24 protein-coding genes are annotated in these 25,012 nt (G+C 73.6%); 15 read left to right on the plus strand and 9 right to left on the minus strand.

What is annotated here, in order from left to right; translation table 11 throughout:
• The first annotated feature begins 54 nt into the window (after positions 1–54).
• The 8 genes from Actkin_RS26585 to Actkin_RS26620 all read left to right on the plus strand — a co-directional run bounded on the left by Actkin_RS26585 (position 55) and on the right by Actkin_RS26620 (position 9,847).
• Entirely contained in the window at positions 55–1,410 is a 1,356-nt protein-coding gene (locus tag Actkin_RS26585; RefSeq protein WP_258904674.1) for a glycoside hydrolase family 16 protein, read from the plus strand.
• A gap of 111 nt (positions 1,411–1,521) precedes the next feature.
• On the plus strand, positions 1,522–2,817 hold the full coding sequence (locus Actkin_RS26590) for an ABC transporter substrate-binding protein (protein WP_258904675.1): 1,296 nt from the start codon (positions 1,522–1,524) through the stop codon (positions 2,815–2,817).
• Positions 2,814–3,800, plus strand: a complete 987-nt coding sequence (locus tag Actkin_RS26595; RefSeq protein ID WP_189214007.1) for a carbohydrate ABC transporter permease — start codon at positions 2,814–2,816, stop codon at positions 3,798–3,800. Before Actkin_RS26590 ends, Actkin_RS26595 begins: the two co-directional genes overlap by 4 nt.
• Positions 3,801–3,807: 7 nt before the next feature.
• Positions 3,808–4,632 (plus strand): carbohydrate ABC transporter permease, encoded by an 825-nt coding sequence (locus tag Actkin_RS26600; RefSeq protein ID WP_189214006.1) that lies wholly within the window; start codon positions 3,808–3,810, stop codon positions 4,630–4,632.
• Positions 4,629–5,948: a GH1 family beta-glucosidase gene (locus Actkin_RS26605; protein ID WP_258904676.1), complete on the plus strand. Its 1,320-nt coding sequence runs from the start codon at positions 4,629–4,631 to the stop codon at positions 5,946–5,948. Before Actkin_RS26600 ends, Actkin_RS26605 begins: the two co-directional genes overlap by 4 nt.
• Positions 5,945–6,949, plus strand: a complete 1,005-nt coding sequence (locus Actkin_RS26610) for a LacI family DNA-binding transcriptional regulator (protein WP_189214004.1) — start codon at positions 5,945–5,947, stop codon at positions 6,947–6,949. Before Actkin_RS26605 ends, Actkin_RS26610 begins: the two co-directional genes overlap by 4 nt.
• 858 nt (positions 6,950–7,807) lie before the next feature.
• Entirely contained in the window at positions 7,808–8,749 is a 942-nt protein-coding gene (locus Actkin_RS26615) for an acyl-CoA desaturase (RefSeq protein ID WP_189214003.1), read from the plus strand.
• A gap of 144 nt (positions 8,750–8,893) precedes the next feature.
• Positions 8,894–9,847 (plus strand): protein kinase domain-containing protein, encoded by a 954-nt coding sequence (locus tag Actkin_RS26620; protein ID WP_189214002.1) that lies wholly within the window; start codon positions 8,894–8,896, stop codon positions 9,845–9,847.
• Here Actkin_RS26620 and Actkin_RS26625 read toward each other — a convergent pair.
• Both Actkin_RS26625 and Actkin_RS26630 read right to left on the minus strand, forming a co-directional pair.
• On the minus strand, positions 9,829–10,794 hold the full coding sequence (locus tag Actkin_RS26625) for a hypothetical protein (RefSeq protein ID WP_189214001.1): 966 nt from the start codon (positions 10,792–10,794) through the stop codon (positions 9,829–9,831). The genes Actkin_RS26620 and Actkin_RS26625 overlap by 19 nt on opposite strands.
• Positions 10,795–10,968: 174 nt before the next feature.
• Positions 10,969–11,274 (minus strand): hypothetical protein, encoded by a 306-nt coding sequence (locus Actkin_RS26630; RefSeq protein WP_189214000.1) that lies wholly within the window; start codon positions 11,272–11,274, stop codon positions 10,969–10,971.
• Between the two features lie 67 nt (positions 11,275–11,341).
• Here Actkin_RS26630 and Actkin_RS26635 point away from each other — a divergent pair, with 67 nt between their 5' ends.
• Complete coding sequence (locus Actkin_RS26635; RefSeq protein ID WP_229787722.1) at positions 11,342–11,554, plus strand: helix-turn-helix domain-containing protein; 213 nt, start codon at positions 11,342–11,344, stop codon at positions 11,552–11,554.
• Positions 11,555–11,557: 3 nt separating this feature from the next.
• Here Actkin_RS26635 and Actkin_RS26640 read toward each other — a convergent pair whose 3' ends face one another.
• Both Actkin_RS26640 and Actkin_RS26645 read right to left on the minus strand, forming a co-directional pair.
• Positions 11,558–12,097 (minus strand): TetR/AcrR family transcriptional regulator, encoded by a 540-nt coding sequence (locus Actkin_RS26640; RefSeq protein ID WP_189213999.1) that lies wholly within the window; start codon positions 12,095–12,097, stop codon positions 11,558–11,560.
• Entirely contained in the window at positions 12,097–12,420 is a 324-nt protein-coding gene (locus Actkin_RS26645) for a DMT family transporter (RefSeq protein ID WP_189213998.1), read from the minus strand. The genes Actkin_RS26640 and Actkin_RS26645 overlap by 1 nt, the downstream gene beginning before the upstream one ends.
• A gap of 56 nt (positions 12,421–12,476) precedes the next feature.
• Here Actkin_RS26645 and def point away from each other — a divergent pair, with 56 nt between their 5' ends.
• Both def and Actkin_RS26655 read left to right on the plus strand, forming a co-directional pair.
• A complete protein-coding gene (def, locus tag Actkin_RS26650; protein WP_258904677.1) occupies positions 12,477–13,028 on the plus strand; it encodes a peptide deformylase in 552 nt (183 codons plus the stop codon).
• Entirely contained in the window at positions 13,025–13,945 is a 921-nt protein-coding gene (locus Actkin_RS26655; RefSeq protein WP_258904678.1) for an o-succinylbenzoate synthase, read from the plus strand. Before def ends, Actkin_RS26655 begins: the two co-directional genes overlap by 4 nt.
• On the opposite strand, the gene Actkin_RS26660 is transcribed toward Actkin_RS26655, so the two are convergent.
• On the minus strand, positions 13,929–14,894 hold the full coding sequence (locus Actkin_RS26660) for an ArsR/SmtB family transcription factor (protein ID WP_258904679.1): 966 nt from the start codon (positions 14,892–14,894) through the stop codon (positions 13,929–13,931). The two genes, Actkin_RS26655 and Actkin_RS26660, sit on opposite strands and share 17 nt — an antisense overlap.
• Before the next feature lie 64 nt (positions 14,895–14,958).
• Here Actkin_RS26660 and Actkin_RS26665 point away from each other — a divergent pair, with 64 nt between their 5' ends.
• Positions 14,959–15,747: an aldo/keto reductase gene (locus Actkin_RS26665; protein ID WP_258904680.1), complete on the plus strand. Its 789-nt coding sequence runs from the start codon at positions 14,959–14,961 to the stop codon at positions 15,745–15,747.
• A 48-nt stretch (positions 15,748–15,795) separates the two neighbouring features.
• Here the strand turns inward: Actkin_RS26665 and Actkin_RS26670 are convergent, their stop codons facing one another.
• Together Actkin_RS26670 and Actkin_RS26675 are read right to left on the minus strand one after the other, a co-directional pair.
• Positions 15,796–15,984: a hypothetical protein gene (locus Actkin_RS26670; RefSeq protein WP_258904681.1), complete on the minus strand. Its 189-nt coding sequence runs from the start codon at positions 15,982–15,984 to the stop codon at positions 15,796–15,798.
• A 6-nt stretch (positions 15,985–15,990) separates the two neighbouring features.
• Complete coding sequence (locus Actkin_RS26675; RefSeq protein ID WP_258904682.1) at positions 15,991–18,567, minus strand: type 2 lanthipeptide synthetase LanM family protein; 2,577 nt, start codon at positions 18,565–18,567, stop codon at positions 15,991–15,993.
• A gap of 632 nt (positions 18,568–19,199) precedes the next feature.
• On the opposite strand from Actkin_RS26675, the gene Actkin_RS26680 reads away from it, so the two are divergent.
• Positions 19,200–20,495, plus strand: a complete 1,296-nt coding sequence (locus Actkin_RS26680) for a helix-turn-helix domain-containing protein (protein ID WP_189213991.1) — start codon at positions 19,200–19,202, stop codon at positions 20,493–20,495.
• Here Actkin_RS26680 and Actkin_RS26685 read toward each other — a convergent pair.
• Complete coding sequence (locus Actkin_RS26685; RefSeq protein WP_258904683.1) at positions 20,492–23,383, minus strand: helix-turn-helix transcriptional regulator; 2,892 nt, start codon at positions 23,381–23,383, stop codon at positions 20,492–20,494. The genes Actkin_RS26680 and Actkin_RS26685 overlap by 4 nt on opposite strands.
• Positions 23,384–23,840: 457 nt before the next feature.
• Between Actkin_RS26685 and Actkin_RS26690 the strand changes: the two genes are divergently transcribed.
• Both Actkin_RS26690 and Actkin_RS26695 read left to right on the plus strand, forming a co-directional pair.
• Positions 23,841–24,305, plus strand: coding sequence for an acyl-CoA thioesterase (locus Actkin_RS26690; protein ID WP_189213989.1), 465 nt, complete (start codon positions 23,841–23,843; stop codon positions 24,303–24,305).
• Entirely contained in the window at positions 24,302–24,763 is a 462-nt protein-coding gene (locus tag Actkin_RS26695; protein ID WP_189213988.1) for an ester cyclase, read from the plus strand. Before Actkin_RS26690 ends, Actkin_RS26695 begins: the two co-directional genes overlap by 4 nt.
• 34 nt (positions 24,764–24,797) lie before the next feature.
• Here the strand turns inward: Actkin_RS26695 and Actkin_RS26700 are convergent, their stop codons facing one another.
• Positions 24,798–24,992 (minus strand): hypothetical protein, encoded by a 195-nt coding sequence (locus tag Actkin_RS26700; RefSeq protein WP_258904684.1) that lies wholly within the window; start codon positions 24,990–24,992, stop codon positions 24,798–24,800.
• Positions 24,993–25,012 lie beyond the last annotated feature (20 nt).

Genomic DNA, 25,012 nt, shown 5'->3' on the forward strand with positions numbered 1-25,012 from the left:
CGGGTCGACAAGGAGGTCACGCCCGTGCCCACCCTGCATCGCAAGCGTTTACCGGTGGCGATCGGCGCCGTCGTCGCGCTGGTCACCATCCCCGTCACCCTGACCGCCCAGGCCCAGGTGCCGCCCCCGCCCAGCGGGTGGTCACTGGCCTGGAGCGACGACTTCACCGGACCTGCCAACACCCTGCCGTCGGCGCAGAACTGGATCATCGACCTCGGCCACGGCTACCCCGGCGGCCCCGCCAACTGGGGCACCGGCGAGATCCAGAACTACACCGACAGCACGCAGAACCTCGCCCTCGACGGCGCGGGCAACCTGCGGATCACGCCCCGGCGCGACAGCGCGGGCAACTGGACGTCGGCGCGGATCGAGACCCAGCGGTCGGACTTCCGGCCGCCGTCCGGCGGCGTCATGGCCATCGAGGGCCGCATCCAGATGCCCAACGTGACCGGCCAGGCCGCGCTCGGGTACTGGCCCGCGTTCTGGGCACTGGGCGCGCCCTACCGCGGCAACTACTGGAACTGGCCGGGCATCGGCGAGTTCGACGTGATGGAGAACGTCAACGGCCTCAACACCGTGTGGGGCGTGCTGCACTGCGGCGTCGCGCCCGGCGGGCCGTGCAACGAGTTCTCCGGCCTCGGCGGCAGCCGCGCCTGCCCGGGCGCGACCTGCCAGAGCGCCTTCCACACCTACCGCTTCGAGTGGGACACCAGCGTCTCGCCGAACCAGCTGCGCTGGTACGTCGACGGCCAGGAGTACCACCGGGTGACGCAGAGCCAGATGGACGCGACGTCGTGGGCGAACATGACCAACCACGCCGGCTACTTCATCCTGCTCAACGTCGCCATGGGCGGCGCCTTCCCCGACGGCGTGCAGGGCAGCCCGACCCCGACCGCGGCGACCGTGCCCGGTCACCCGATGGTCGTCGACTACGTCGCGGTCTACACCCGCGGCGGCGGCACCCAGCCGCCCACGACGACCCCGCCGCCGGGTGACGGCGGCAGCGCGTACTCGACCATCCAGGCGGAGTCGTTCCAGCAGCAGAGCGGCGTCGAGGTCGAGACGACGAGCGACACCGGCGGCGGCCAGAACATCGGCTGGCTCGCCAACGGCGACTGGGCGCTCTACCGGGGCGTCGACTTCGGCTCGACCCCCGCCCGCCAGTTCAGCGCCCGGGTCGCCTCCGGCGCTGGCGGCGGGGTGTCCGGCCTGGTCGAGGTGCGGCTGGACAGCCGCACCAGCGCGCCGATCGGCAGCTTCGCCGTCGGCAACACCGGCGGCTGGCAGAGCTGGCGGACCATCCCGGCCAACATCGGCGGCGTCACCGGGGTGCACGACGTGTACCTGACGTTCACCAGCGGCCAGCCCGCCGACTTCGTCAACGTCAACTGGTTCACCTTCGCCCGCTGATCCCGGCGGGCCCCGCCGCCGGTCCCACGGCGGGGCCCGCCCCCCTTTCTCCCCAGTTTCACGATCAACCCAGCCGTGAGACCGCTCTCACGGCGCTTCAGGAGGCACGGAATGCGCAGAGCAGGACGCACGCGCGCCGCGGCCGGGCTGCTGATCGGCGGCCTGGTCCTCACGGCGTGCTCGGGCGGCGGGGACCAGGGGTCGGGCGGCGACCCCAACGCCCCCGTCACGCTGACCGTCAACGTCTTCGGGGACAACTTCTCGCTCCCCGACGACCGCTCCCTCTACGACGAGTACGAGCGGCTGCACCCCAACGTCAAGATCATTGAGAACCGCAGCGACTTCGGCACCCACCACCAGAACCTGCAGGCCCGCCTGACCGCGGGCACCGGGGCCGCCGACCTGGAGCTCATCGAGGTCGGCCAGGTCGCGGGCTATGTCGGGCAGACCGACAAGTTCGTCAACTTCCGCGACCAGGGCGTCGACACCGCGGCGTGGACCGACGCGACCCTGGCCAGGGCGTCCACCCCGGACGGCTCCGCGCTGATCGGCCTGCCGACCGACATCGGCGGCCTGGCCATGTGCTACCGCGCCGACCTGTTCAAGGCCGCCGGCCTGCCGACCGACCGCGACGAGGTCTCCCGGCTGTGGCCCACCTGGGAGGACTACGTCGCCACCGGCGACCGGTTCCTGAGCAAGGCGCCGGACAAGGCCAGGTGGTTCGACGCGGGCGGGCACGTGTTCACCGGCGTCCTGGGCAACGAGAAGGAGACCTTCTACAACGCCAACGGCGACCTGATCGTCGCTGAGAACCCGGCGGTCAAGGCCGCGTGGGACCTGACGGCCAGGGCGATCAAGTCCGGCCAGTCGGCAGCGCTGCCGGAGTTCACCCCCGAGTGGAACACCGGCTTCCAGCAGGGCCAGTTCGCCACGATCACCTGCCCGGCCTGGATGATGGGCTACATCAAGTCCAACGCCGCCGACACCGAGGGCAAGTGGGACATCGCCCGGATCCCCGGCGGGTCGGGCAACTGGGGCGGCTCCTACGTGACCGTCCCGAGCCAGGGCAGGAACACCGCGGCGGCCGTGGAGCTGGCCAAGTGGCTGACCGCGCCGGAGCAGGCGGTCAAGCTGTTCCAGAAGATCGGCAACTTCCCCAGCCAGCGCGGCACGTGGGAGCAGCCGGAGGTCAAGGACTTCAGCGCGCCGTTCTTCAACAACGCCCCCGCGGGCGAGATCTTCCCCGCGTCGCTGGCCGACGCGCCCGTCCAGGTCGTGGGGCCGCAGAGCGGCGTCATCGGCAGCACGTTCGCCGTCGCGCTCAACAGCGTCGAGCAGGGCGGCGACCCCGACGAGGCGTGGGCCAAGGCGATGTCGGACATCGAAGCGGCGGCAGGGACGGGATGAGTCGCACCGCGCTCCGCGAGCCGTCGTCGGTCGACCGGCGGCGGCTCGCGGAACCATCCGACCGCCGGGCGGTGTGGCGGTCCCGGCTGTACCGGTGGGACGTCAAGGGCTCGCCGTACGCGTACGTGGCGCCGTTCTTCCTGCTGTTCGGGGTCTTCGGGGTCCTCCCGCTGGCCTACACGGCGCTGATCTCCACCACGGCGTGGAACACGCGGCGGCCCGGCAGCGAGGACGTCTCGGTCGGCCTGGACAACTACAGCGCCCTGCTCGGCGACGACAACTTCTGGAACGCGCTGGTGAACACCCTGGGCATCGGGGTGTTCGCGACCGTCCCGCAGCTGCTGTTCGCCCTGGGCATCGCGCACCTGCTCAACTACAAGCTGCGCGGGCGTCTGGCGCTGCGGATGGGCGTGCTGGTGCCGTACGTGACCTCGGTCGCGGCGGTGGCGCTGATCTTCAACCAGATCTTCGCCCGCGACTTCGGCCTGCTGAACTGGCTGCTGTCGCCGTTCACCGACGCCCCGATCGACTGGCGGGCGAGCACGGCGGCGAGCTGGTTCGCGGTCTCTGCCATGGTGACCTGGCACTGGACCGGCTACAACGCGCTGATCTACCTGGCGGCCATGCAGACGATCCCGTACGAGCTGTACGAGTCGGCGGCCATCGACGGCGCGGGCAAGTGGCGGCAGTTCTGGTCGATCACCATCCCGAGCCTGCGGCCGACGATCATCTTCACGGTGATCGTGTCCACCGTGGGCGCGCTGCAGCTGTTCGCCGAGCCGTTCCTGTTCGACACGACGCGCAACCACAACGGCGGGTCGGAGCGGCAGTTCCAGACCGTGGTCCTCTACCTGTACCAGCAGTTCTGGACCAACGGCCGCTACGGCTACGGCGCGGCGATCGCGTGGACGCTGTTCGTGATCACCGTGGTGATCGTGCTGATCAACTTCCTGGTCGTCCGGCGCATCCGGTCGTCGGAGTGAGGTGGACATGAGGGCATCCGGAGCGCGCTGGCCGACGTACGCGCTGCTGATCGGGATCGTGCTGGTCTCGGTGTTCCCGCTCTACTGGTCCATCGTGGTCTCCTCGCGCGACCAGCAGTCGGTGGGCAGCTACCCGCCGCCGCTGGTGCCGGGCGGGAACCTGTGGGACAACGTCGTCGCCGCCTACGAGCAGGGCAACTTCGGGCTGGCGCTGCTGAACTCCACCATCGTCGCGGGCACGATCACGGTGTCGGTGGTGCTCACCTCGACGCTGGCCGGGTTCGCCTTCGCCAAGCTGCGCTTCCGCGGCCGCGACGCGCTGTTCGGCGCGGTGGTGGCGACCATGCTGGTGCCGACCCAGCTCGCGATCATCCCGCTCTACATCATGGTGACGCAGTGGTTCGGCTGGGCGAACGACCTGCGCGGGGTGATCGTGCCCGCGCTGGTGACCGCGTTCGGCGTGTTCTTCATGCGCCAGTACCTCTCAAGCGCGGTGTCGCACGAGTTGCTGGAGGCGGGCAGGCTCGACGGCGCCAGCACGTGGCGCATCTACTGGAACGTCGTGCTGCCGCTGGCCCGGCCGGGCGCGGCCGTGCTGGGGCTGCTGACGTTCATCACCTATTGGAACGACCTGTTCTGGCCGCTGATCCTGCTCAACACGCAGAACCCGACGGTGCAGGTGGCCATCGCCAACACCGCGGGCGGCATCGAGGTCGACTACTCGCTGGTGCTCGCGGGGACGGTGATCGCCACCTTCCCGATGGTGATCGTGTTCCTGCTGCTCGGGCGCCAGATCATCGGAGGGATCATGCAGGGAGCGGTGAAGGGATGAGGTTTCCGGAGGGGTTCCTGTGGGGCGCGGCCACGGCGGCCTACCAGGTCGAGGGGGCGGTCGAGGGGCGTGGTCCGTCCATCTGGGACACGTTCTCGCACACCCCGGGCAAGGTGGACAACGGCGACACCGGGGACGTGGCGGTCGACCACTACCGGCGGTTCCGCTCGGACGTGGCGCTCATGGCCGACATCGGGCTGAAGGCGTACCGGTTCTCGGTGTCCTGGCCGCGCGTGCTGGCAGGCGACCTGGACTTCTACGCGAGCCTGGTCGACGAGCTGCTCGGCCACGGCATCATGCCGGTGCTGACGCTCTACCACTGGGACCTGCCGCAGGAGCTGGAGGACGCGGGCGGGTGGACGGCCCGGGACACCGCGGCGCGCTTCGCCGACTACGCGGCGGTCGTGGCGGCTCGGCTCGGCGACCGCGTTCCACTGTGGACGACGTTGAACGAGCCGTGGTGCTCGGCGTTCCTCGGCTACGGCAGCGGCCTGCACGCCCCCGGCCGCACCGACGGCGCGGCCGCGCTCGCGGCGGCGCACCACCTCAACCTCGCCCACGGGTGGGGTGTGCAGGCGCTGCGGGCAGCGCTGCCCTCGGACGCGCAGGTGTCCATCGCGCTCAACCCGCACGCGGTCTCGCCCGCCGACGACTCCGCCGACGCGGTCGAGGCGGCCCGGCGCATCGACGCGGTCGGCAACCGGGTCTTCCTCGGCCCGCTGTTCCGCGGCGGCTACCCCGACGACCTGATGCTGGACACCCTGGCGGTCACCGACTGGTCGTTCGTCCGCGACGGCGACGAGGCCGCGATCGGCGCGCCGATCGACGTGCTGGGGATCAATTACTACTCGACCGCCGTGGTCGAGGGGTTCGGCCCGCGGGTCGAGCCGTCGCCGTGGCCGGGCAGCGAGCACGTGCGCTTCGCCCCGGTGACCGGGCCGGTGACGGAGATGGACTGGGGCATCGATCCCGGCGGGCTCACCGACCTGCTGGTCGGGGTGCACCGCGAGTACGAGGTGCCGCTCATGGTCACCGAGAACGGCGCGGCGTTCCCGGACACCGTCGTGGACGGAGCCGTGTCCGACCCGTCGCGGGTGGAGTACCTGCGCTCGCACGTCGGCGCGGTGCACGAGGCGATCACCGCGGGGGCGGACCTGCGCGGCTACTTCGTCTGGTCGCTCGTGGACAACTTCGAGTGGTCCTACGGCTATGCCAAGCGTTTCGGTATCGTTCACGTGGACTACGCGACCCAGCGGCGGGTCTGGAAGGACAGCGCGCACTGGTACCGCGAGGTGATCAAAGCGAACGGCACATGACGACCGAACGGCAGCCCACCCTGGACACCGTCGCCGCTGCGGCGGGGGTGTCCAGGGCGACCGTGTCCCGGGTGATCAACGGCTCGCCCCGGGTGTCGCCGGAGGCCCGGGACCTGGTCGAGGACACCATCGCCCGGCTGGGCTACGTGCCCAACCGGGCGGCCCGCAGCCTGGCGTCGCGGCGCACGGACTCGGTGGCGCTGGTGCTGCGCGAGGCCGACGCCACCGTGCTCGCCGACCCGTACCTGTCCGCGGTGATCATCGCGACGAGCCAGGCGCTGGTGGGCACGGGCGTGCAGCTGGTGCTGGTGAACGCCCAGAACGACGCCGAGCACCAGCGGGTCGGCGAGTACGTCCGCAGCGGCCACGTCGACGGGGTGCTGTTGGCGTCCATGCACGCCGACGACCCGCTGCCGCAGCTGCTCGTGCAGGCCCGCGTGCCGGTGGTGGTCGGGGGTCGGCCGGAGCGCCCGATCCCCGGGCTGGTGTACGTCGACACCGACAACGTGGGCGGCGCCCAACTGGCCACCGAGCGCTTGGTGGCGGCGGGCCGGTCGCGGATCGCGCACATCGCCGGTCCGCCGGACATGACGGCCGCCGCCGACCGCCTCACCGGCTACCACCGCGCCCTGGCCCGCGCAGGCCGCGACGCGGGCCCCGTCGCCTTCGGCGACTTCACCCGAGCCTCCGGCGAGGCAGCGATGGCGACCCTCCTCGACCACAACCCGGACGCCGTGTTCGCCGCGAACGACATGATGGCCATCGGCGCCCTCCGCACCCTCCGAGCCGCCGGTCGGCGCGTGCCGGAGGACGTCGCCCTGGTGGGCTACGACGACATCGAACTAGCCCAACACACCGAACCCGCCCTCACCACGATCCGCCAACCGGTCGTCGACCAGGCGCGCACCATGACGGAACTCCTCCTCCTCCAAATAGGCGGCCAACCCCCCGGCGACCCCGTGGTCCTCCCCACCGAACTGGTCCCCCGCGAATCCGCCTGACCCCCGTTCCAGATGATCAGCCCATCCGACCCCCAGATGACAACGTCATCTGACGCGCCACTCACATGCCCTGATCATGCGAGTCCCGCGACAGCCCAAATGATCACATCATCTGACCCGCCACCCAGATGATCGGATCATGCCGACCCACCGGCCGAACCGCGCAAGCGGGGCCGACGATGGAGTCGCGCGCAGTGCCCTCGTGCCCGAGCTTCGTGGGCAGCACCGGCGGCGTGGCGGTGCGGATGGGCCACTCGCGGTTGCCCACACCGCCCGGCCGCCCAGACTCCACACCGCCCGCCTGCCCGGGGTTCGCACCGCCCGGCCGCCCGGGGTTCACACCGGGACCCCACGGTTCGTACCGCCAGCCGCGCAGGGCCAGCCGTGCGAGCTGCGTGCGATTTCGGATGGCAGCATCATCTGGACGCTCTCCAGATGGTCTGATCATGTTAGCGGAGACGCCATTCTGGATGATGTCATCATCTGAGCGCGCCTCGGATGACCTGATCATCTCCGCTCGGGGCCACTTTCGGATGGCGACACCATCTGGCCAGTCGTTCAGATGGTGCGACTATGCCGGTCGGGGGCGAGTTTCGGATGGCGGGGTCATCTGAGCGGTCATTCAGATGGTGTGAGCATCTCAGACGCGGGCATATTCGGATGATCGCGTCATATGGTCGCATCATCTGACTGTGGCGGGATGTGACCTCGGCCCCACCGACCGGTATGGAGGGGGTTAATCGCGGTGGACGGTTCGGGCGGGAGGGGGGAGGGAACTTGGAGGCGGGGGCGGCGGCTGGTTTGCTTGCCCCGGTTCTGCCCGTTTTCCGACCCAATGTCCCCCGAGGGAGCCGCCTCATGTCCGTGTCCGTCGCCGATGACGGGTCCGCCCGCACCGGTCCCAAGCCGATTCTCGGCGCGCCGCGTGGGACGTGGCCGCAGGTCGGGACCTACCTGTTCATCCTGGTCCCGTTCGTCGCCCTGATCGCCGCCGTGCCGTTCGCCTGGGGGTGGGGGCTCGGGTGGGTGGACATCGGGCTGGCCGCGTTCTTCTACACCGTGACCTGCCTGGGCGTCACCGTCGGCTTCCACCGCTACTTCACCCACGGCGCGTTCAAGGCGCCGCGTGCGGTCCGGGTCGGGTTGGCGATCGTGGGGAGCATGGCGCTGCAGGGGCCGATCATGCACTGGGTCGCCGACCACCGCCGCCACCACGCCTTCGCCGACCGCGCGGGCGACCCGCACTCGCCGTGGGCGTTCGGCACCTCGCCCGCCGCGCTGGTCAAGGGCTTCTGGCACGCGCACATGGGCTGGGTCTTCGACCGCGACCTCACCAACGCCGAGCGCTTCGCCCCCGACCTCCTCGCCGACGACGACATCCGCCGCGTGCACCGCCAGTTCGGCCTCTGGACCGCGGTCACCCTGCTCGCCCCCGCCGTGCTCGGCGGCCTGCTGACCTGGTCGCTGTGGGGCGCGGTGACCGCGTTCTTCTGGGCGGGCCTGGTCCGCGTCTCGTTCCTGCACCACGTCACCTGGTCGGTGAACTCGATCTGCCACATGGTCGGCGAGCGCCCGTTCAAGTCGCGCGACAAGGCCACCAACTTCTGGCCGCTGGCCGTCCTCTCGATGGGCGAGGCCTGGCACAACCTCCACCACGCCGACCCCACCTGCGCCCGCCACGGCGTCCGCCGCTTCGAGATCGACATCTCCGCCCGCCTGATCTGGCTCATGGAGAAGCTCGGCTGGGTGACCGACGTCCGCTGGCCCACCCCCCAGCGCCTGGCCAAGCTCAAGGCCTGACCACCCGACGCCCCCGCACCCGACACCCGCTGAACACCCGACCGACTGTCACGTTTCTGTCCAACCGCTGACGTTCCCCGCACCCCCTCCCCCGCGCTGTGCTTGACGACAGTGCAGCGGGCGTTGGGAAATGGGGCACCAGCTATGCGGTGGCAGGACCGGTACCGGGTGACCGGGCGGCTGGGCGTGGGGCCGATGGGAGAGGTCGTCGGCGCGGTTCGCGGCGACGGCGTGCCCGCTGAGGTCGCGGTGAAGCTGTTGCGCCGCGACCTCGCCGCCCGGCCGGGGACCGGGCGCCTGCTGCGCGAGCTGGTCGGCCGGGTCCACGGGGTCGGCGGGGACCACCTGGTCGCCGTCTGGGACAGCTTCTGCGACGGGGAGGTCGCCGGGCTGGTCATGGACCTGGCCGAGGGGCAGTCCCTGCGCGGGCGGCTGGCGGTCCGGGGGCCGCTGCCGCCCGCGGGGGTGGCCGCGACCGGGGCGCGGATCGCCGCCGCGCTGAGCGACCTGCACCGCCGCCGGTTCGCGCACCTGGCCGTCAAACCGGAGAACGTGCTGGTCGACGGCGAGCGCGTCCGGCTGACCGGGCACTGCGTCGTGCCGCTCCTGCTGGCCGCCGACGGCCCGGACGCCGTGCTGCTCAACAGCCCGCAGTACACCGCGCCGGAGATACCGCTGCGCGCCCCCGTCGGCCCGCCCGCCGACCTCTACGCCTTGGGCGTCGTGCTCTACGAGCTCTGCTGCGGCGTGCCCCCGCTGGCCGGGCGCGGCGCCACGGACCTCGTCCACCTGCTGCCCTCGCGCCCCGGCGGCGTGCCCGACGCGCTGTGGTCGGTGATCGCCGCGCTGCTGGCCAGGAACCCCAGGCGAAGACCCACCGCCGCCGAGACCGCGCACCGGCTCGCGGCGATCACCGACAGCCTCGCGGGCCTGCCCGCCGGACCCCGGCTGCCCGAGCCGCCGCAGCCCGTCGACGCCCGCCGCGGCCGGATCGGCGGGGTGCTGGCCGCCGTGGCCGCGCTGGGCCTGCTCGCGCCCGGCCCCGCCGCGGTCCAGGCAGCGCCCCCGCCGCCGACCGGTCAGGCGCCGTCGTCGTGAGGGGCCCAGCCGAGGCCGTACGAGCGCTGCGTGGCCAGGTTGGTGAACACCGCCCGCGCCTGCCCGGCCGCGTCGGCCTCCACCAGCGGACGGCCCGGCACGTCCTCCCCGGCGTCGAGCGCGAACTCGTCGTCGATCAGCCAGATCCGCCCCGGGGCCCGCCCCGCGCCGAACCCGACGGTCAGCTCGAAGCGGTCGCAGGGGGCCATGGGCGTGCACACGTAGAACGGCGCGAGTCCCTGAGGAAGTCGGATGCGGAACGAGAACTCGTGGCCATCGCCCTGGCCGAGCGGCTGGGGCAGGCGCAGCCGCAGGCGCACGCGCGTCGCGGTGATCAGCTCGGGTGAGTGCAGCACGCCCCCGTACAGCAGGTCGACCCCGAGGTCGGCCAGCGACGGCGGGCCGGACGCGCCGGGCACCCTGGCCACCGACACCGAGTGGTCCACTTCGGACAGCCCGGCCCGGTGGCTGACCACCCGCCGGGTCTCGATCACCTCGGCGACCGGCAGGTGCAGCGCGACCACGACCTTGACGGAGGCGGTGTGCCAGTCCAGGTCGTCGCGGCGGGACTGGCGCGGCACCGCAGAGGCCGCCGACTCGGCGATCTGGGCGATCACGTCGTCCACGCGGCGCTGCGCGGTGCGGGCGTCGCGGTCGATCATGCCCGCGATGCGCGAGACGCGGTCGGTGTAGCGCTCATGGCCGCCACCGTCCAAACCGAACGCGATCCGGCCGATGGCCCGGGGCGAGTCGGGCAGCCGGTCGGTCAGCTCGGTGAGCGTGCTGATCACCTTGTGTCTGCGCAGACCCGGGGCGTCCGTCTCGGCGACGGCGCAGACCCGGGCGAGCGCGGGGCCGACCCGCGTCGCCAGATCCGGCGCGTGCACCCCGTATCCGCGGCGCACCGCCTTGAGGTCGTCGATCAGTCCCGCGATTCCAGCGTCCATCGCCCACCTCTCGAACCGGTGCCGGAGATTGTATCGCCGCCCACCGCGACGGCGTTTCCGCATCCGCGCACGTCCGCCGGGCGTTTCCCTGTTTCCATCCGCTCTGACAACGGGAAACATCTGCCGCGACATTTCGCGGCGAGTCATTCTTGTGGTGTCGGAATCACACCGACGTCATCGCCACAAAGGACTCGCGGCGAATTGAATCGACCAGTCAACGGGGGTCGCGGTGAAGGTCTTGTTCTCGTTCTCGTTCGCGGTGCGGCTTGGGTTCTGGATGCTGCTGGCAGGCTTCGCGGCCGGGCTGCTCACCGGGTACCAGGCCACCGCGGCCACCGCAACCGAGCTGCCCGTCGACCCGAGATCGATCGGCGCGGTCCACTGCCTCGACAGGAGCGGACCACCATGCACACCCACGTCATTCTCGTCCTGACCGGCCTGCTCGCCGTGCTGCTGGGCTGAAATGGCCGACCTGCCCACCGCTCCGGTCGCCGAGTCGACGCACCCGGCGACCGGAGCACAATTTCGACACGTACGGGGACCGCTGATGGAATTCGGAGAAGAACTGCGCCGCCTGCGCCAGTCGAAAGGAATGTCGCTGGCCTCGCTCGGCGCGGCCGTGTACTTCACCAAGGGCTACCTGAGCAAAGTCGAGAACGGCAGGGCCCGGCCGAATCCGGCGCTGGCCGCGCTCTGCGACCGCGCGCTCGGCGCCGACGGCGCGCTGACCGCCCTGCTGGAGCGGACGCGGACCGGGTGAGCCTCAGTCGAGTCCCATCAGCGCGGCCACGGCGCGGGCGAGGAAGTCCGCGTCCACGGGCGCGTCGCGGACGAGCGCGTCGAGCATGACGCCGTCCAGGAACACCGTCACGGCACGGGCGGCGGCCGGGCCCACGCGCGGGCTCAGCGCCGCCGTCGTCCCGTCGCTCCACGCGATGGCCATGGGCCGCAGTTCGGGGCGGTGCGCGGCGGCGACGTACAGCTCGTGCTCGATTAGGCTCCACGGCCGGTGGTCGGCGAGGTAGTCGGCGATCAGCGCGGCGACCGTCGCGGGCACGTCCTCGGCGGCGGCGATCGCCTCCTGCCAGAGGCGTGCCTCCCCGGCGGCCAGCTCGGCGGCGTGCGCGATCGCGGAGGTGGCCAGCTCGTCGAGCGTGGCGAAGTAGTACGTCGTCGCGCCGACCGGGACCCCGGCGCGGGCGGCGACGGCGCGGTGGGTCAGCGCGCCGACCCCGGTCTCGGCGATCAGCGCGCAGGCGGCCTCCAGGATGCGCAGCCGCCTGCCCTCCGGGTCGCGCGCCATCAGTGCGCCCCGCTCAGGTTCAGCACGACCACACCGGACACCACCAGGGCGATGCCCGCCAGCGTGGCGGGCGTCACCGGTTCCCGCAGCATCAGCGCGCCGATGATGACGATCAGCGTGGTGCCGAGGCCGGACCAGATCGCGTAGCCGACGCCGACCTGCAGGCCGCGCTGGATCGCCAGCGCCAACGCGAGGAACGCGACCGCGTACGCGGCCAGGCAGGACACCGTGGGCCACGGCCGGGAGAAGCCGTCGGTGGACTTGAGCAGGCTCGTCGCGAGCACCTCGAAGACGATCGCCACCCCGAGCAGGACGAAGGCCACGGACCACTCCTGTACGTATGTACTAGTACGAATGTCCCAGATGATAACTTGCCACCATGGCCCAGGTTCTGCGCATCACCGTCGTCGGGGAGGACGTCCTGCACCGGCCGTGCCGGGACGTCGTCGAGTTCGGCACGCCCGAGCTGGAGCGGCTCATCGACGACATGTTTGTCACCATGAAGGTCGCCGAGGGTGCCGGTCTCGCGGCCAACCAGGTCGACGTCGACCTGCGGCTGTTCGTCTACGACTGCCTCGACGAGACCGGCGCCCGCCACGTCGGGCACGTCTGCAACCCGGTGCTGGCCGAGACCGGGGCGCGCAGGCTGGTCGAGGAGCGGGAGGGCTGCCTGTCCGTGCCCGGCCCGTCCATCCCCGTCGCCCGGCCGGACCACGCCGTCGTGCACGGTCAGGACATGCACGGCAACCCGATCACGGTGGAGGGCCGCGGCTACTTCGCCCGGTGCCTGCAGCACGAGACCGACCACGTCAACGGGCACCTCTACCTCGACCGGCTGCCCGCGAAGGTCCGCCGCAGGGCGCTGCTGGAGATGGCCGAGAAGCGCGACGCGGTGTTCGCCAGGCGCGCCGAGCGCGCGGCCGCTCTGTGAAGGTCTACTCGATCCCGCTGCGCACCCGGTTCCGCCGCGTCGACGTGCGCGAGGGCGTGCTGCTGTCCGGGCCTGCCGGATGGGGCGAGTTCTGCCCCTTCCCCGAGTACGACGACCGGGAGTCCGCAGCGTGGTGGGCGGCCGCGGTGGAGGCCGCCGAGGTCGGCTGGCCGGAGCCGGTGCGCGAGCGGGTCCCGGTCAACTGCATCATCCCGGCGGTGTCGCCGGAGCGCGCCCACGAGCTGGCTGCGGCGTCCGGCTGCGGCACGGCGAAGGTGAAGGTGGCCGACCACCCCGACTCGGCGGCGGAGGACGTCGCCAGGGTGGAGGCGGTGCGGGACGCGGTGGCGCGGGTCCGGGTCGACGCCAACGCCGCGTGGGACGTCGACACCGCCGTTCGCCGCATCCGGGAGCTGGACCGGGCCGCGCGCGGGCTGGAGTACGTCGAGCAGCCCTGCCGCACGGTCGAGGAGCTGGCCGCCGTCCGCCGCCGGGTGGACGTGCGGATCGCCGCCGACGAGTCGATCCGCCGGGCCGAAGACCCGCTCCGGGTCGCCGTCGCCGGGGCGGCGGACGTGGCGGTGCTGAAGTGCGCGCCGCTGGGCGGCGTGCGACGGGCGCTGGCCGTCGCGGAGGCGTGCGGGCTGCCGTGCGTGGTGTCCTCGGCGCTGGAGACCAGCGTGGGGCTGGCCGCCGAGATCGCGCTCGCGGGCGCGCTGCCGTCACTGGACTTCGCCTGCGGCGTGGGAACCCTGGCACTGCTCACCGGCGATGTCGTGCCCGAGCCGCTGCGCCCGGTCGACGGCTTCGTCCCCGTCCTCCGCACGGCGCCTGCGCCCACCGTGGACTGGCCCGCCGCCGACGACCGCACCACATGGTGGCTGGACCGGGTCGCCCGGGTCAGCGCCCTCCACTGACCGCTTCGGCCGCAAGCAGGGCCTCCGCCGCCTCCGTGCGGGCGTAGCGGACGTGCCTGCCCGCTCGGTGGCCCGCCACCAGCCCGGCGTTGCGGAGCGCGGTCAGGTGCTGGGACACGGCGCCTGCCGTGATCCCGGTGCGGGCAGCCAAGTCTGTTGTGGATAGTGGTATGTCCAGTTCAGACAGGATCCGCGCGCGGGAGCGGCCGATGACGCCCGCGAGTCCGCGCCGGGGGCGGTCCTCACCGCGCTCCCACAGGGTCGCCACGCCGCGGGGCGGGTAGCGCAGGGTGGGCTGCCACGGCGGGGCGACCAGGGTGAACACCCTGGGCCAGACGAACACCGACGGCACCAGCAGCAGGCCGCGCCCGCGCAGCCGCAGCGAGCCGGACGCGGCCCGGTGGTCGACGGACAGCTCGTCGTCCGCCCAGCGCACGCTCGGGTCGATGTCGTTGAGCAGCGCCTGCGCGCCGCCCTCGGCGAGGAGGCGGGCGCGGCGCAGCACGTCGCCCTCGACCAGGGTGCGGATGCGCGGCCAGTAGGGGGCGAGCGCGGTGTCGAAGTACGCCTGAATCTGCGCGCACAGCCGGTCCAGCCCGGTGGGCGGGTCGTCGCGGACGGCGGCCAGCGCCGGGTCGTCGGGCAGGCCAGCGCGGACGACATCGGGCGGGGTGGCGCGCAGGCCGGCCAGTTCGACGGTCAGGTCGGGGACCGGCGTGGCCGGGGGCGGGGCGACGAAGCCGGGGATGCGCCGGTCGGGCACGAGCGCGGCCAGCAGCGACCAGTCCACGCCCGCCAGGCGGGGCGCGACGGCACGGGCCCACGGCCGGTGGACGGTGTGCACGTCCGGCCTGCGCAGCGCGCGGACGCTGGCCACGACCTCCCACAGCGGGGAGACCGCGAAGCGGGTCAGTGCCACGTCGCGGGCGGTGAAGGACAGCCGGAGCACGCGCGAGAGTTTAGTCGTGACTAAATTTGTGGAGGTCCCGTCGAGGGCGCGCGAGGCTGGCGGCATGACATCGAGACTGGGATTCGGCGCGCTGCACCTCACCGACCGCGGCTGGGGCCCGCCGCGGGACCGCGACGCCGCCGTGGCCCTGCTCCGGCTGGCGGTGGACCTGGGCGTCGACCTGATCGACACCGCGGACTCCTACGGGCTGGGCGCGAACGAGGAGCTGATCGCCGACGCGCTGCACCCGTACGCGGGCGTCACGGTGGCGACGAAGGCGGGGCAGAGCAGGCCGGGACCGGGCGAGTGGGTGCCGCTCGGCAGGCCCGAGTACCTGCGCCAGCAGGCCGAGCTGAGCCTGCGCCGCCTGCGGGTCGAGCGGATCGATCTGTTCTACCTGCACCGCGTCGACCCGGCCGTCCCGCTGGCCGACCAGGTCGGCGCCCTGGCCCGCCTGCGCGAGGAAGGCAAGATCGACCGGATCGGACTGTCGGAAGTGGACGTCCCGACGCTGGAGGCGGCACGGGAGATCGTCGCGATCAGCGCCGTGCAGAACAAGTACAGCTCGGACGACCGCACGTGGCAGCCGGTGCTGGACCACTGCGCGGCCACCGGCGTCGATTTCGTCCCGTGGCGGCCGATCCCGCGCGCGGACGCCGCGGTGGCCAAGGTGGCCGCCGAGCTCGGCGTCGCGCCCGCGCCGGTGGCGCTGGCCTGGCTGCTCGCCCGCTCCCCCGTCGTCCGGCCGATCCCGGGCACGACCTCGCCCGCGCACCTGCGGGAGAACCTCGGCGCCGAGCACCTCGACCTGACGGCCGGGCAGCTCGACCTGATCACCCGGGGGACGGCGTGAGCCAGCGGGTCGGCCGCCCCGCAGACGCGGGGCGGCCGACCGGCCGGATCAGGCGCTCGGGGCCGAGATCGTGGTGAAGACCCAGGAGAACTGGATTCCGCCCTGAGCGGGGGCGGACAGTCCGGCGAGCGCGCGCGTGCGGGCGCCGGGGACGGACTGCGCGGCGGAGGCGAACGGGTCGCCGCCGATGGCGGCGGCCGGGTCGGTCGCTGCGGAGTTCAGGTGGTCGAGGTCCATCTGTGGTCATCCTTCCTTCGCGGTGTGCCGATCCCGCTCCTCGGGGGCGAACAGCAGGACGGACGGCACGCTGGCCGGGAAGGCCAGGTGCAGCAGTCCGTGCCCGACGCCCGCCGCGCCGGTGAGCAGGCCGGGTGTGGCGATCCCCGATGGAGCGCCACCACGCGGGCCCGGTGGGGTCCGCGTGAGCAGGTGCGCGCCGCGGCGGGCGGCGACGGCCCGTCCGGCGAGCGCGGCGAGCGCGGTGAGGACACCGGTCTCGCCGTGGCAGGGCGACGCGTCGGCCGACGGGCCGGGCGCGGCGAAGGGGACGGGCCTGCCCGCGTGCGCGCAGGCCAGCGCGATGCCCGCGCGGCCAGCGCACCAGCCCGCGTCGGGCACGTCGGCAGCGGAGGCGGCGTCGAGGAAGCGGTGCCCGTCGGGCCGGCCCGCGGCCAGCAGGGCGTGGCCGACGCCCGCGGCGCCGTGCAGGAACCCGGGGGTCGCCGGCGCCAGCGCGGCGAGCCGGTCGGCCAGGGCGTCGGCCAGCGTCCGCGCCGCCTGCGTCCCGACCGCCAGGCAGGCCAGGAGCGCGCCCGCGACGCCGTCGTGGACCGAGGGCGTGTCCGGGTCGGTGGCCGAGGCGATCACCGGCACCGAGGCCGCGGCGGCCGCGCGCAGGTCGTCGGCGTCGAGCAGGGCGGCGAGCCGGGCCAGCGCGTAGCCGACGCCGCCCGCCCCCGCCATGCCCCCGCCCGCCATCCTGGCCAGGCCGGGGTCCGCTGCGAACCGGTCGAGCAGGGCGGCCGAGGGCGCGACCGCGTCGGCGGCGAGGGCGCGCAGGTCCGGCCGGTCGGCGAGCACGCCAGCCTGGGCCAGGAACAGCGCGACGCCGCAGTACCCGTGCAGCAGCCCGGCGCCCATCGGCAGGACCGTCCAGAACCGGTCGTCCATGGGCTCGACCCCGAGCCAGTTGACCCGGCCGGGGCCGTGCACGGCCCGCCGCGCGATGTCCTCGGCGATGGCCACCGCGGCGGCCAGGGCGGCATCGGCGGTGAACTCCCCGTCCTCCACCGCCTGGCCGGGAACGAACTCGTGCCGGACGGGCGCGCCCCGGGTGGCGAACGCCGCCCGGATCACCCACTCCTGCGCCCGCCGGTCGACCGGTCCCATCCGGGCCAGCTTGTCCGTGGCGGCGCGCAATCCCGTCCTGGGCAGGCGGTACGGCAGACAGGCGCCCGTCCCGGTCCAGATGTGCCTGCTGGAGGGCTTGGCGCGGAACGTCGGGACGTCGCCCGCGCGCAGTTCGGCGATCTCGTGCTCGACGACGTCGGGCACGCCCGCGGGCTCGGCGCGCAGCAGCGCGAACAGCCGGTCGCGGTCGGCGTGCGAGCGCAGCAGGTCCGGGTGCGTGGCGTCGGTGAGCAGGTCGGCGTAGCGGTGGGTGTGGCGCAGCACGACCCGGGTCTCGGCGTCGGCGCAGCGGGCCAGCAGCCCGGCGTACGGCGCGGCGTGGTCGGCGATCGCGTCGTAGGCCGCGCGGAATCCGCTCAGCAGCGCCGGGAGGTGGTCGGCCGGGTCGGCGGGACGGCCGTCGAGCACGGGCCGGTGGGCGCCGCCGGTGAACGGGACGCGGACCCGCTCCAGCCGCATGGCGTCGGTCCCCGCGTCCACCCACCGGGTCACCGGCACCGGGTACTCCCCGCCCGCGGCGCCGAGGCCGGAGACGTCCAGCGCGCCGCCCTCGCCGTAGGCCATGACCGGCACCAGCGCGGTGCGCGCGACGGAGGCGGCCAGGGCGGCCTCCGCCGGGTCCTGCCCGGTCGCCGACGGCGCCGGGAACGCCGGGTGGAACAGGGTCTCCACGTCCACGAGCACGGGCTGGGCGCCCACGGCGATCAGGTTCTCGTAGTGGATGTCGGTCGCGTCCAGGGCGTACAGCAGGGCCAGCAGCGCGCCCTGCCGCCGGTAGAACAGCTCGACCTCGCGCGCCGATGCGCACGGCGCGTGCTCGACGCGCTCGACCCAGCCGTACCCCGGGCGGACCACGCACGCGGCGGTGCGCAGGCCGAGGCCGACGTGCCCGTCCAGCCAGGCGACCAGGTCGCCGAAGCGGGCGTGCAGGTCCAGCGGCCGGGGCTGGTAGGCGACACCGCGGCCGTCGGCGAAGGCCAGCAGCGTCGCCGAGCGGCCGCCGCGGTGCCGGTCGCCCGCGCCCGCGCGCAGCCCGACCAGCGGGCCGGGGTCGCCGCCGACGAGCCCGACGACGGCGGCGCGGTCGGCGGCCAGCCGGGTGAGCAGTTCGACGGTCGCCTCGACCGTGGTCATGCAGGTCCGCGCGATCACCCTGGCCAGCACGGGGTAGCGGGCCAGCAGCGCGCGGAGGTCGACGCCGCGCAGGAACTCCGCGAACCGGTCAGCCCCGGTCAGCGCGGACTGACCGGAATGCATTTCATAAACGAAGGTCCGTGCAGAAATCGCGCCCAGCCTGCGCGTGAGATCGGCGGCGGTGTCGGCGAGAACGGCGGGGAGGTCGATCCCGGGCAGCATGTCGGTTTTGCCGCGGAGCAGTTCCACGGCCGCGCCGACGAACGGGGAAAGCACCCGGCCGAATGGCGCACAGGGGTCGTCGTCGCCCGTTTGGGTGACGGAAAACCCCTGAGAGAGCGCCGATTCGACGAATTGCACCCAATCGGGTGACAAACGAGGAGCGGGGTCGGCTCCGGTCCACCAGGCGGGCCGGGCCGAAATCGAGACTTCGCTCACGGCGACCGACCATGACACGGATCAGCCGCTCAGGGAATGGCCACAAGGCCCCAATTTGTGTGGACAGCCGAAATTCCCGGGCCGCCGCGGCGGTCCGGTCGGGGAGGGCGCGATCAGCCGGTCGTCGTCGCCTCCTCAGGCCGTGATCGGTCTCCTCTCGTCCCGGGGAGGTGGTCCACGCACGTCACCGGCTCCCCCGGACCCCGTGGGCGGCGCACGGGCGGAACGCGGCCGCTGTCAAGGGTCGATCCGGGCATGGGCACCTCCTTCCTCGCTCAGGACACCCCACGACGGCGCCCGCGACCAGGCATTACCCACCGGCAGTTTGCGAAGGTGCCGAATGTGGGGGCGGTTCCCCCATGTGCGGGTGGGGCCGGATGGGCGACCGTGGGAGTCGGCCCGGTCGGCTCGAGCCAGGGGGGCGGGCGGGCCGGGCCCACAGGCGGAACTGGGGAGGACGGGGACCGGTCATGATGCGGCTGCACTCGGTGGACACGCCGGAGGCTCCATTCGGCGCGGTGCTGCGCGGGCACCGGATCGCGCGCGGGATGACCCAGGAGGACCTGGCCTCGGCCTCCGGGCTCAGCGTCCGGGCGATCCGCAACCTGGAGATCGGCCGCACCCGCCAGCCGCACCCGCAGTCGGCCCGCCTGCTGGCGGGCGCGCTGGGGCTGGCCGACCAGGCGTGCGCCGACCTGCTGCGGGCGGCCCGCCAGGGCGGCCGGGCGGCCAAGGCCGCCGCCCCTGCGCCCCGCGCGGCAGCCGACACCCCGCGCGGGCGGTGCGAGCTGCCCGCCGACGTGCCGGACCTGGTCGGCCGCACGGAGGTGACCGAGCAGCTGGTGCGCGCGCTGACCGAGCGCACGCCCGCGTCGGTGGCCCGGCTGGCCGTGGTGACCGGCGGCCCCGGCTCCGGGCGCACCGCGCTCGTGGTCCGGGTCGCGCACCGGCTGCGCAGGCAGTTCCCCGACGGCCAGCTGCACGTGGACCTGCGCGGCGTGCCGTCGGGCCCGCAGCGCGCGGCGACGCTGCTCGGGCGCCTGCTGCGCTCGCTGGGGTCGGTCGCCCTCCCGGACTCCGCCGACGAGCGCGCCGCGCTGCTGCGCGCGGAGCTGGCGGTGCGGCGGGTGCTGGTCGTGCTCGACGACGTCGACGGCGAGTCCGACGTCCGCCCCCTGCTGACCGGCTCGTCGACCAGCGCGGTGCTGGTGGCCGCGCGCAGGCCGCTGGTGACGGTGAAGGCGGCGGCCACGGTGCGGCTCGGCCCGCTGTCCGAGCGGGCCGCGGTGCACCTGCTGGCCTCGGTGGTCGGCGACGGCCGGGCCGCTGCCGAGCCCGCCGCCGCGGTGGCCGTGGCGCGGGCCTGCTGGCGGCTGCCGCTGGCGCTGCGCATCGCCGGGTCGTGGCTGGTGGCCCGGCCGTACCGGCGGGTCTCGGACCTGGCCGCGCTGCTGCGCGACGAGCACAGCAGGCTGGACCACCTGACCGTCGGCGACCTGTCGCTGCGCGCGAGCGTGCTCGCCCATCTGTCCGGATTGGACGCGACGGAGCGCAACGCCCTGCGGTCGGTGGCAAGGCTCGGCAACGTCTACTTCGGCCTGTGCGACCTGGTGGGCCTGCCCGCGGCGGGCGACGGGGTCGAACGCCTGCTGCTGGCCAACCTGCTCACGCCCACCCCGGACGGGCGCTACCGCATGGAGAGCTACATCCGCTCCTGCGTCAGCGAGCGCGACACGCCGCTGGTGCCGGTGGCGGCGATCCGCTAGTCCCGGAAGCGGCGGGCGAAGTCGACGAGGGCGGCGCGGTCCGGGCAGCCGGTCTTGGCGATCAGGCTGGCCACGTGCTTCTCCACCGTGCGCGGGGAGATGTGCAGGCGGCCCGCCAGGCCCTTGTTGCCCAGGCGTTCGGGCAGCAGCTCGAACACCTCGTACTCGCGGATCGTCACGCCCAGCGCGCGCAGCCGGGCGGGCACCCGGTCGGTCCCGGTCCGCCGCTGCCGCACCGACTCGCCCACCGACCGCAGCAGGGCCCGGCACGCGCTGGCGACCGGGGCGACGCCCGCGCCGTGGAAGTGCTCCTCGGCCTCGCGCAGCCACGCCACGGGCTCGCCCCAGCCGTCGCGGCGGGCGGACTCGGCGACCAGCCGCAGGGCGAGGTTGCGGGCCATCGGGAACGGCTCGCCCGCGGCGCGGGCCGCGGCGGCCTTCGCCCCGGCCGCCGCCGGGTCGCCCGCCCTGCCGAGCGCGACCGCCTCGGCGAACAGCACGAACTGGCGGTTCCACCGCATCGCCGCCGACGGCCTGCCGCCCAGCGCGACCACATCGCCGACGCCGACCTCGCCGTCCACAGCGGACAGCAGGACGCGCAGGCCGTTGGTCCCGGAGAGGTGGAACGTCGTGGGGCTGCGCGCCTCGACCTCCGCGGCCACCGCCAGCTCGCGCCGGGCGGCCGCGCCGTCCTCCTCCAGCAGCGCGCAGATCGCGCCCGCCAGGCCGTGGGCGAGCGGGCGCTCCTGGGCGGCCTCGTCGCCCGCGGCCCGGAACGCTGCCAACGCGCGCTCCATGTCGGCCCGCTTGCCCTGGTGGGCGGCCAACGCCGCGCACACCACGTACAGGAACCGCTCGACGGCGACCAGCCGGAGCCTGCGCACGGCCGTGAGCGCCGCCTCGATCTGCGCCGACGCCAGGGCGAACTCCGCGCGCAGCACCGAGTCCATCGCGATCGACGCGGCCATGTTCTCCGCCAGCGTGATCGCGCCGACCCGCAGCGCGGCGTCGCGGGCCTTCTCCACGACGGTCACGTCGCTGTCCACCAGCCACGCGATCGACGCCTCGCCGATGACGCCGTAGACCTCCCAGATCGGCAGGTTCCCGGCCTTGGCCACCTCGCGCACGCGGTCGAAGCAGGCCCGCGCCTCGGCGAGGTCGCGGTCGCGGGCCACGATCCCGACCACCTGCCACGCCTGGCACAGCGCGGTCGGCGTGACCCGGTCGGCGGCCGCGATGACCGGACGGGCCAGCGCCTCGGCGTGGGCGTGCCGGTCCTCGCCGGGGCCGTCCATCGCCAGGTAGGCGGCGATGACGTCGACCGGGGCGGTCGCGGCGACGTCCGCGTCCTCGGGCAGCAGCGCCCGCGCCGCTGCCACCTGCGCCATCCCCTCGTCCCACCGCCCGGCGATGTGCCCGGCCCAGGCCAGCCGCACGTGCAGGGCGACCCGGCGCTCCGGCGGCAGGCCGGCGAGCGCGTCGGCCAGCGCGAAGGCGCGGTCGAACTGGCCGTGCTCGGCCAGCGCGTACAGCAGCTGCTCCAGGACGTCGGCGCGCTTGCCCGGCTCGCCCGCGTCGGCCAGCAGGCGCTCGGCCCGCTGCAGCAGCGCCACCGCCGACCCGGCAGCGCCGTCGGCCAGCGCCCGGCCGCCCGCCTCGGCGAACAGCGCGGCCGCCTCCACCGGCTGCTCGGCTCCGACCCGCAGCAGCGCGGCGAGCTGGCACCACTCGCCGGGCAGGCCGGGGTGCAGTTCGGCGACGGCGTCGGCGGCGCGCCGGGACAGGTCAGCGCTCTCCACCGGGGTCAGCCGCGACCGCAGCGCCTCGGCGGTGAGCGGATGCTGGAAGGTGTACCAATCGAGGCCGTGGTCGTCACGGGCGATCAACTGCGCCTCGACGCCCGCGTGCAGGTGCTCCAGCAGCGAGCGGTCGTCGATGCCGGTGACCCGCTGCACGACGGTCAGCGAGAACCGCCTGCCGACCACGGCGGCGGCCGAGCACAGCAGCCATCCCTTGGGGCCCAGGCGCTCCGCGCGGTCGACGATCGCGCGCGCCACCGTCGGTGGCACGGACGTGGCGTCGGTGTCGCGCAGCCGCCAGCCGTCCTCGCCGCGCACGAGCGTCCCGGCGTCGACCATGCCGTGCAGCAGTTCCTCCACCACGAACGGCACGCCCGCGCTGTCGCGCCACAGGCGTTCGGGCAGCCCGGCGGGCACGTCGGGCTCGCCGAGGCAGGAGGCGATGAACGCGGGCGCGTCGGCGATGCCGAGCCTGCCCAGCTCGACCGTCGTGCCGCTCTCCCGCCGCGACACCGAGCGCACGAGGTCGAACGCGGGCCCCGGCTCGCTGCGCGCGGTCGCGATCAGCGCGGTGGACTGGGTGTGCAGGTTGTCGCAGATGTACTCCACGACGGCCAGCGACTCCACGTCGGCGTCGTGCAGGTCGTCGAGGAAGAGGACGCAGCCGTGCCCGTCGGCGACGGCGGCGGTGAGCCGCAGGATGGCCTCGCCGAGCATGATCAGCGAGTCCGGGCTCGGCCCCGACTCGCCCGTGCTCCACTCCGGGACGAGCCTGCCGAGGATCGGCCGGTAGGGCCCCAGAGCGTCCGCGGGCAGCGGCACGCCCCTGCGCACCAGCGACAACAGGGCCTCGGTGAGCGGGCGGAACGGCACGGTCGGGCCGGTCGCGCTGGCCCGGCCGCGCAGCACGACCATGCCCGCGTCCTGGGCCCTGCGCACCGCCTCGGCCGCCAGCCGGGACTTGCCGATGCCCGGCTCGCCCACCACGAACGCGGCGCCGCCTCGGCCGGACCGGGCCTCGTCGAGGAGCCCGGCCAACCGGTCCGCCTCGCTGTCCCGGCCCACCAGCGTGGAGGCCCGTGTCCGCATGGTGCCCCATCCTATCCGCGCGAAAGTGCCGGTTCCGGCAGTTCCGCGACACCCGCGCCGCCGCGGTCGCCTCCGCCTGCTGGCCAATTATCTGATCAACCCTCACCAACAAGGCTTGATCAGCGTTTCTGATCACTCCAGTGTGGACGATCGAGGGGGCGACGACGCCCAGGCGCGCGACGGCGGCCCGCCCGCGGCGCGCCGCGAAAGACGCTCGGATGAACATATCCGCATCCCACAGTGGGATGTCACCGCAATGAGTTAATTCCGGGGCCAAACGTCGCGGCGAGTCGGCGCGGCGTCGGGTGATCGTTTACAGTCTGCTCAGCGCCGGTCCCCCCGTGGTTTGGTCCCATTTCCTTTCAACCCCAAGTGGAGCACTGCCCCGATGCCTTCTGTCGATGCCGCAATGGGCACACCGACGCGCGTTGTCGAATCCGATCCGCAGCCCAAGACGATGAATTCCTCGCGCTGCGAGCTTTCCCGTGTCGTATGGCGCGCCGACCAGAACATGTTCGGCTCCGGCCGTGGCACCCTGCTGCTCGAGCTGGTCGACGACGTCGCCTGGGCCACCGCCGCCCGGCACGCCAACGGCCACGCGGTGACCGTCACCGTCGAGCACATGATCTTCAAGAACCCGACGTGGGCCGGTGACGTCGTCACCGCGTTCGCCCAGGTCGAGGGCACCGGGAGGACGTCGATGGACATCGGCGTCTACGTCACAGCGCAGCGCGGGGCCAGCGAGCGGGTCCCGGTCGCCGAGGCGCACCTCGTCTTCGTCGCCGTCGACTCCGAGGGCAACCCGCGCACCGTGCCCGGGGTCTACCCGGAGACCGAGGCCGAGTACGCCGCCGCCCGCGCGGTGGAGATCCGGCGCGAACACCGCAAGACGTTGCGCGGCGCGCTGGAGCAGGCGAGGTGAACCGGACGTATTCGCGTCCGCCGCGCGTCATCGAGGCCGATGCCGAGCAGGCGGCGGCGAATGTGGAGATCACGGCCGCATTCGTGGCCGAAGCGGTGAACGAAGGCGACTTCACCGTATTGACCGATTTCGCGGAACCGCATATCCGCGATTTGTCAGAACCCCGCGTTTTTGTCGACGGGATCGGCGGACTGCGCACCCGGATCGCCGCGGCGCGGCGACGGATGCCCGATCTGTACGCCAGAATTCGCGACATCCGGCCCGCCGACATCGGATCGGTCCAACTGTGCCTGGCGTTCAGCGGCACCTACGTCGGCGACCCGATGGCGCCGACCGACCGTGACGGCCGGGTGCTGCACTGGCACCAACACCACCTGTGGTTCTTCAGCGGCGACCGGGCGTGCGCGCACCTCGGCCGGATCGACCGCGCCGCGATCGACGCGGCCCTGCACTGCTGACGCCCTGGCCGGGCCGCGGATCCCGCGGCCCGGCCTAGCGCACCCACAGCCTGCCCGGCGGGTGCGGCCACGCGATGGCGGGCGGCTCGCCGGGCGCCGGGGCGACCTCGGCGCGCTGCGCCTCGGGCGGCTCGCCGAGGATCGCGCGCAGTCGCGCCGCGGCGAGCCGCAGCCGCCATGCCGCGACCGCGACCACGACCCCGCAGACGAGCCAGAGGGAAAGGGACATCGGCACCCCCGTTCGACGCC

The sequence above is a fragment of the Actinokineospora sp. UTMC 2448 genome, assembly GCF_024760565.1.
Classification (GTDB): Bacteria; Actinomycetota; Actinomycetes; order Mycobacteriales; family Pseudonocardiaceae; genus Actinokineospora; species Actinokineospora fastidiosa.

Bases quoted from the DNA above. Each gene is read 5' to 3' on its own strand.
- Actkin_RS26590 (WP_258904675.1), top strand. From the start codon at position 1,522: ATGCGCAGAGCAGGACGCACGCGCGCCGCGGCCGGGCTGCTGATCGGC.
- Actkin_RS26595 (WP_189214007.1), top strand. From the start codon at position 2,814: ATGAGTCGCACCGCGCTCCGCGAGCCGTCGTCGGTCGACCGGCGGCGG.
- Actkin_RS26600 (WP_189214006.1), top strand. From the start codon at position 3,808: ATGAGGGCATCCGGAGCGCGCTGGCCGACGTACGCGCTGCTGATCGGG.
- Actkin_RS26605 (WP_258904676.1), top strand. From the start codon at position 4,629: ATGAGGTTTCCGGAGGGGTTCCTGTGGGGCGCGGCCACGGCGGCCTAC.
- Actkin_RS26610 (WP_189214004.1), top strand. From the start codon at position 5,945: ATGACGACCGAACGGCAGCCCACCCTGGACACCGTCGCCGCTGCGGCG.
- Actkin_RS26615 (WP_189214003.1), top strand. From the start codon at position 7,808: ATGTCCGTGTCCGTCGCCGATGACGGGTCCGCCCGCACCGGTCCCAAG.
- Actkin_RS26620 (WP_189214002.1), top strand. From the start codon at position 8,894: ATGCGGTGGCAGGACCGGTACCGGGTGACCGGGCGGCTGGGCGTGGGG.
- Actkin_RS26625 (WP_189214001.1), bottom strand. From the start codon at position 10,794: ATGGACGCTGGAATCGCGGGACTGATCGACGACCTCAAGGCGGTGCGC.
- Actkin_RS26635 (WP_229787722.1), top strand. From the start codon at position 11,342: ATGGAATTCGGAGAAGAACTGCGCCGCCTGCGCCAGTCGAAAGGAATG.
- Actkin_RS26640 (WP_189213999.1), bottom strand. From the start codon at position 12,097: ATGGCGCGCGACCCGGAGGGCAGGCGGCTGCGCATCCTGGAGGCCGCC.
- def (WP_258904677.1), top strand. From the start codon at position 12,477: ATGGCCCAGGTTCTGCGCATCACCGTCGTCGGGGAGGACGTCCTGCAC.
- Actkin_RS26665 (WP_258904680.1), top strand. From the start codon at position 14,959: ATGACATCGAGACTGGGATTCGGCGCGCTGCACCTCACCGACCGCGGC.
- Actkin_RS26670 (WP_258904681.1), bottom strand. From the start codon at position 15,984: ATGGACCTCGACCACCTGAACTCCGCAGCGACCGACCCGGCCGCCGCC.
- Actkin_RS26680 (WP_189213991.1), top strand. From the start codon at position 19,200: ATGATGCGGCTGCACTCGGTGGACACGCCGGAGGCTCCATTCGGCGCG.
- Actkin_RS26685 (WP_258904683.1), bottom strand. From the start codon at position 23,383: ATGCGGACACGGGCCTCCACGCTGGTGGGCCGGGACAGCGAGGCGGAC.
- Actkin_RS26690 (WP_189213989.1), top strand. From the start codon at position 23,841: ATGAATTCCTCGCGCTGCGAGCTTTCCCGTGTCGTATGGCGCGCCGAC.
- Actkin_RS26700 (WP_258904684.1), bottom strand. From the start codon at position 24,992: ATGTCCCTTTCCCTCTGGCTCGTCTGCGGGGTCGTGGTCGCGGTCGCG.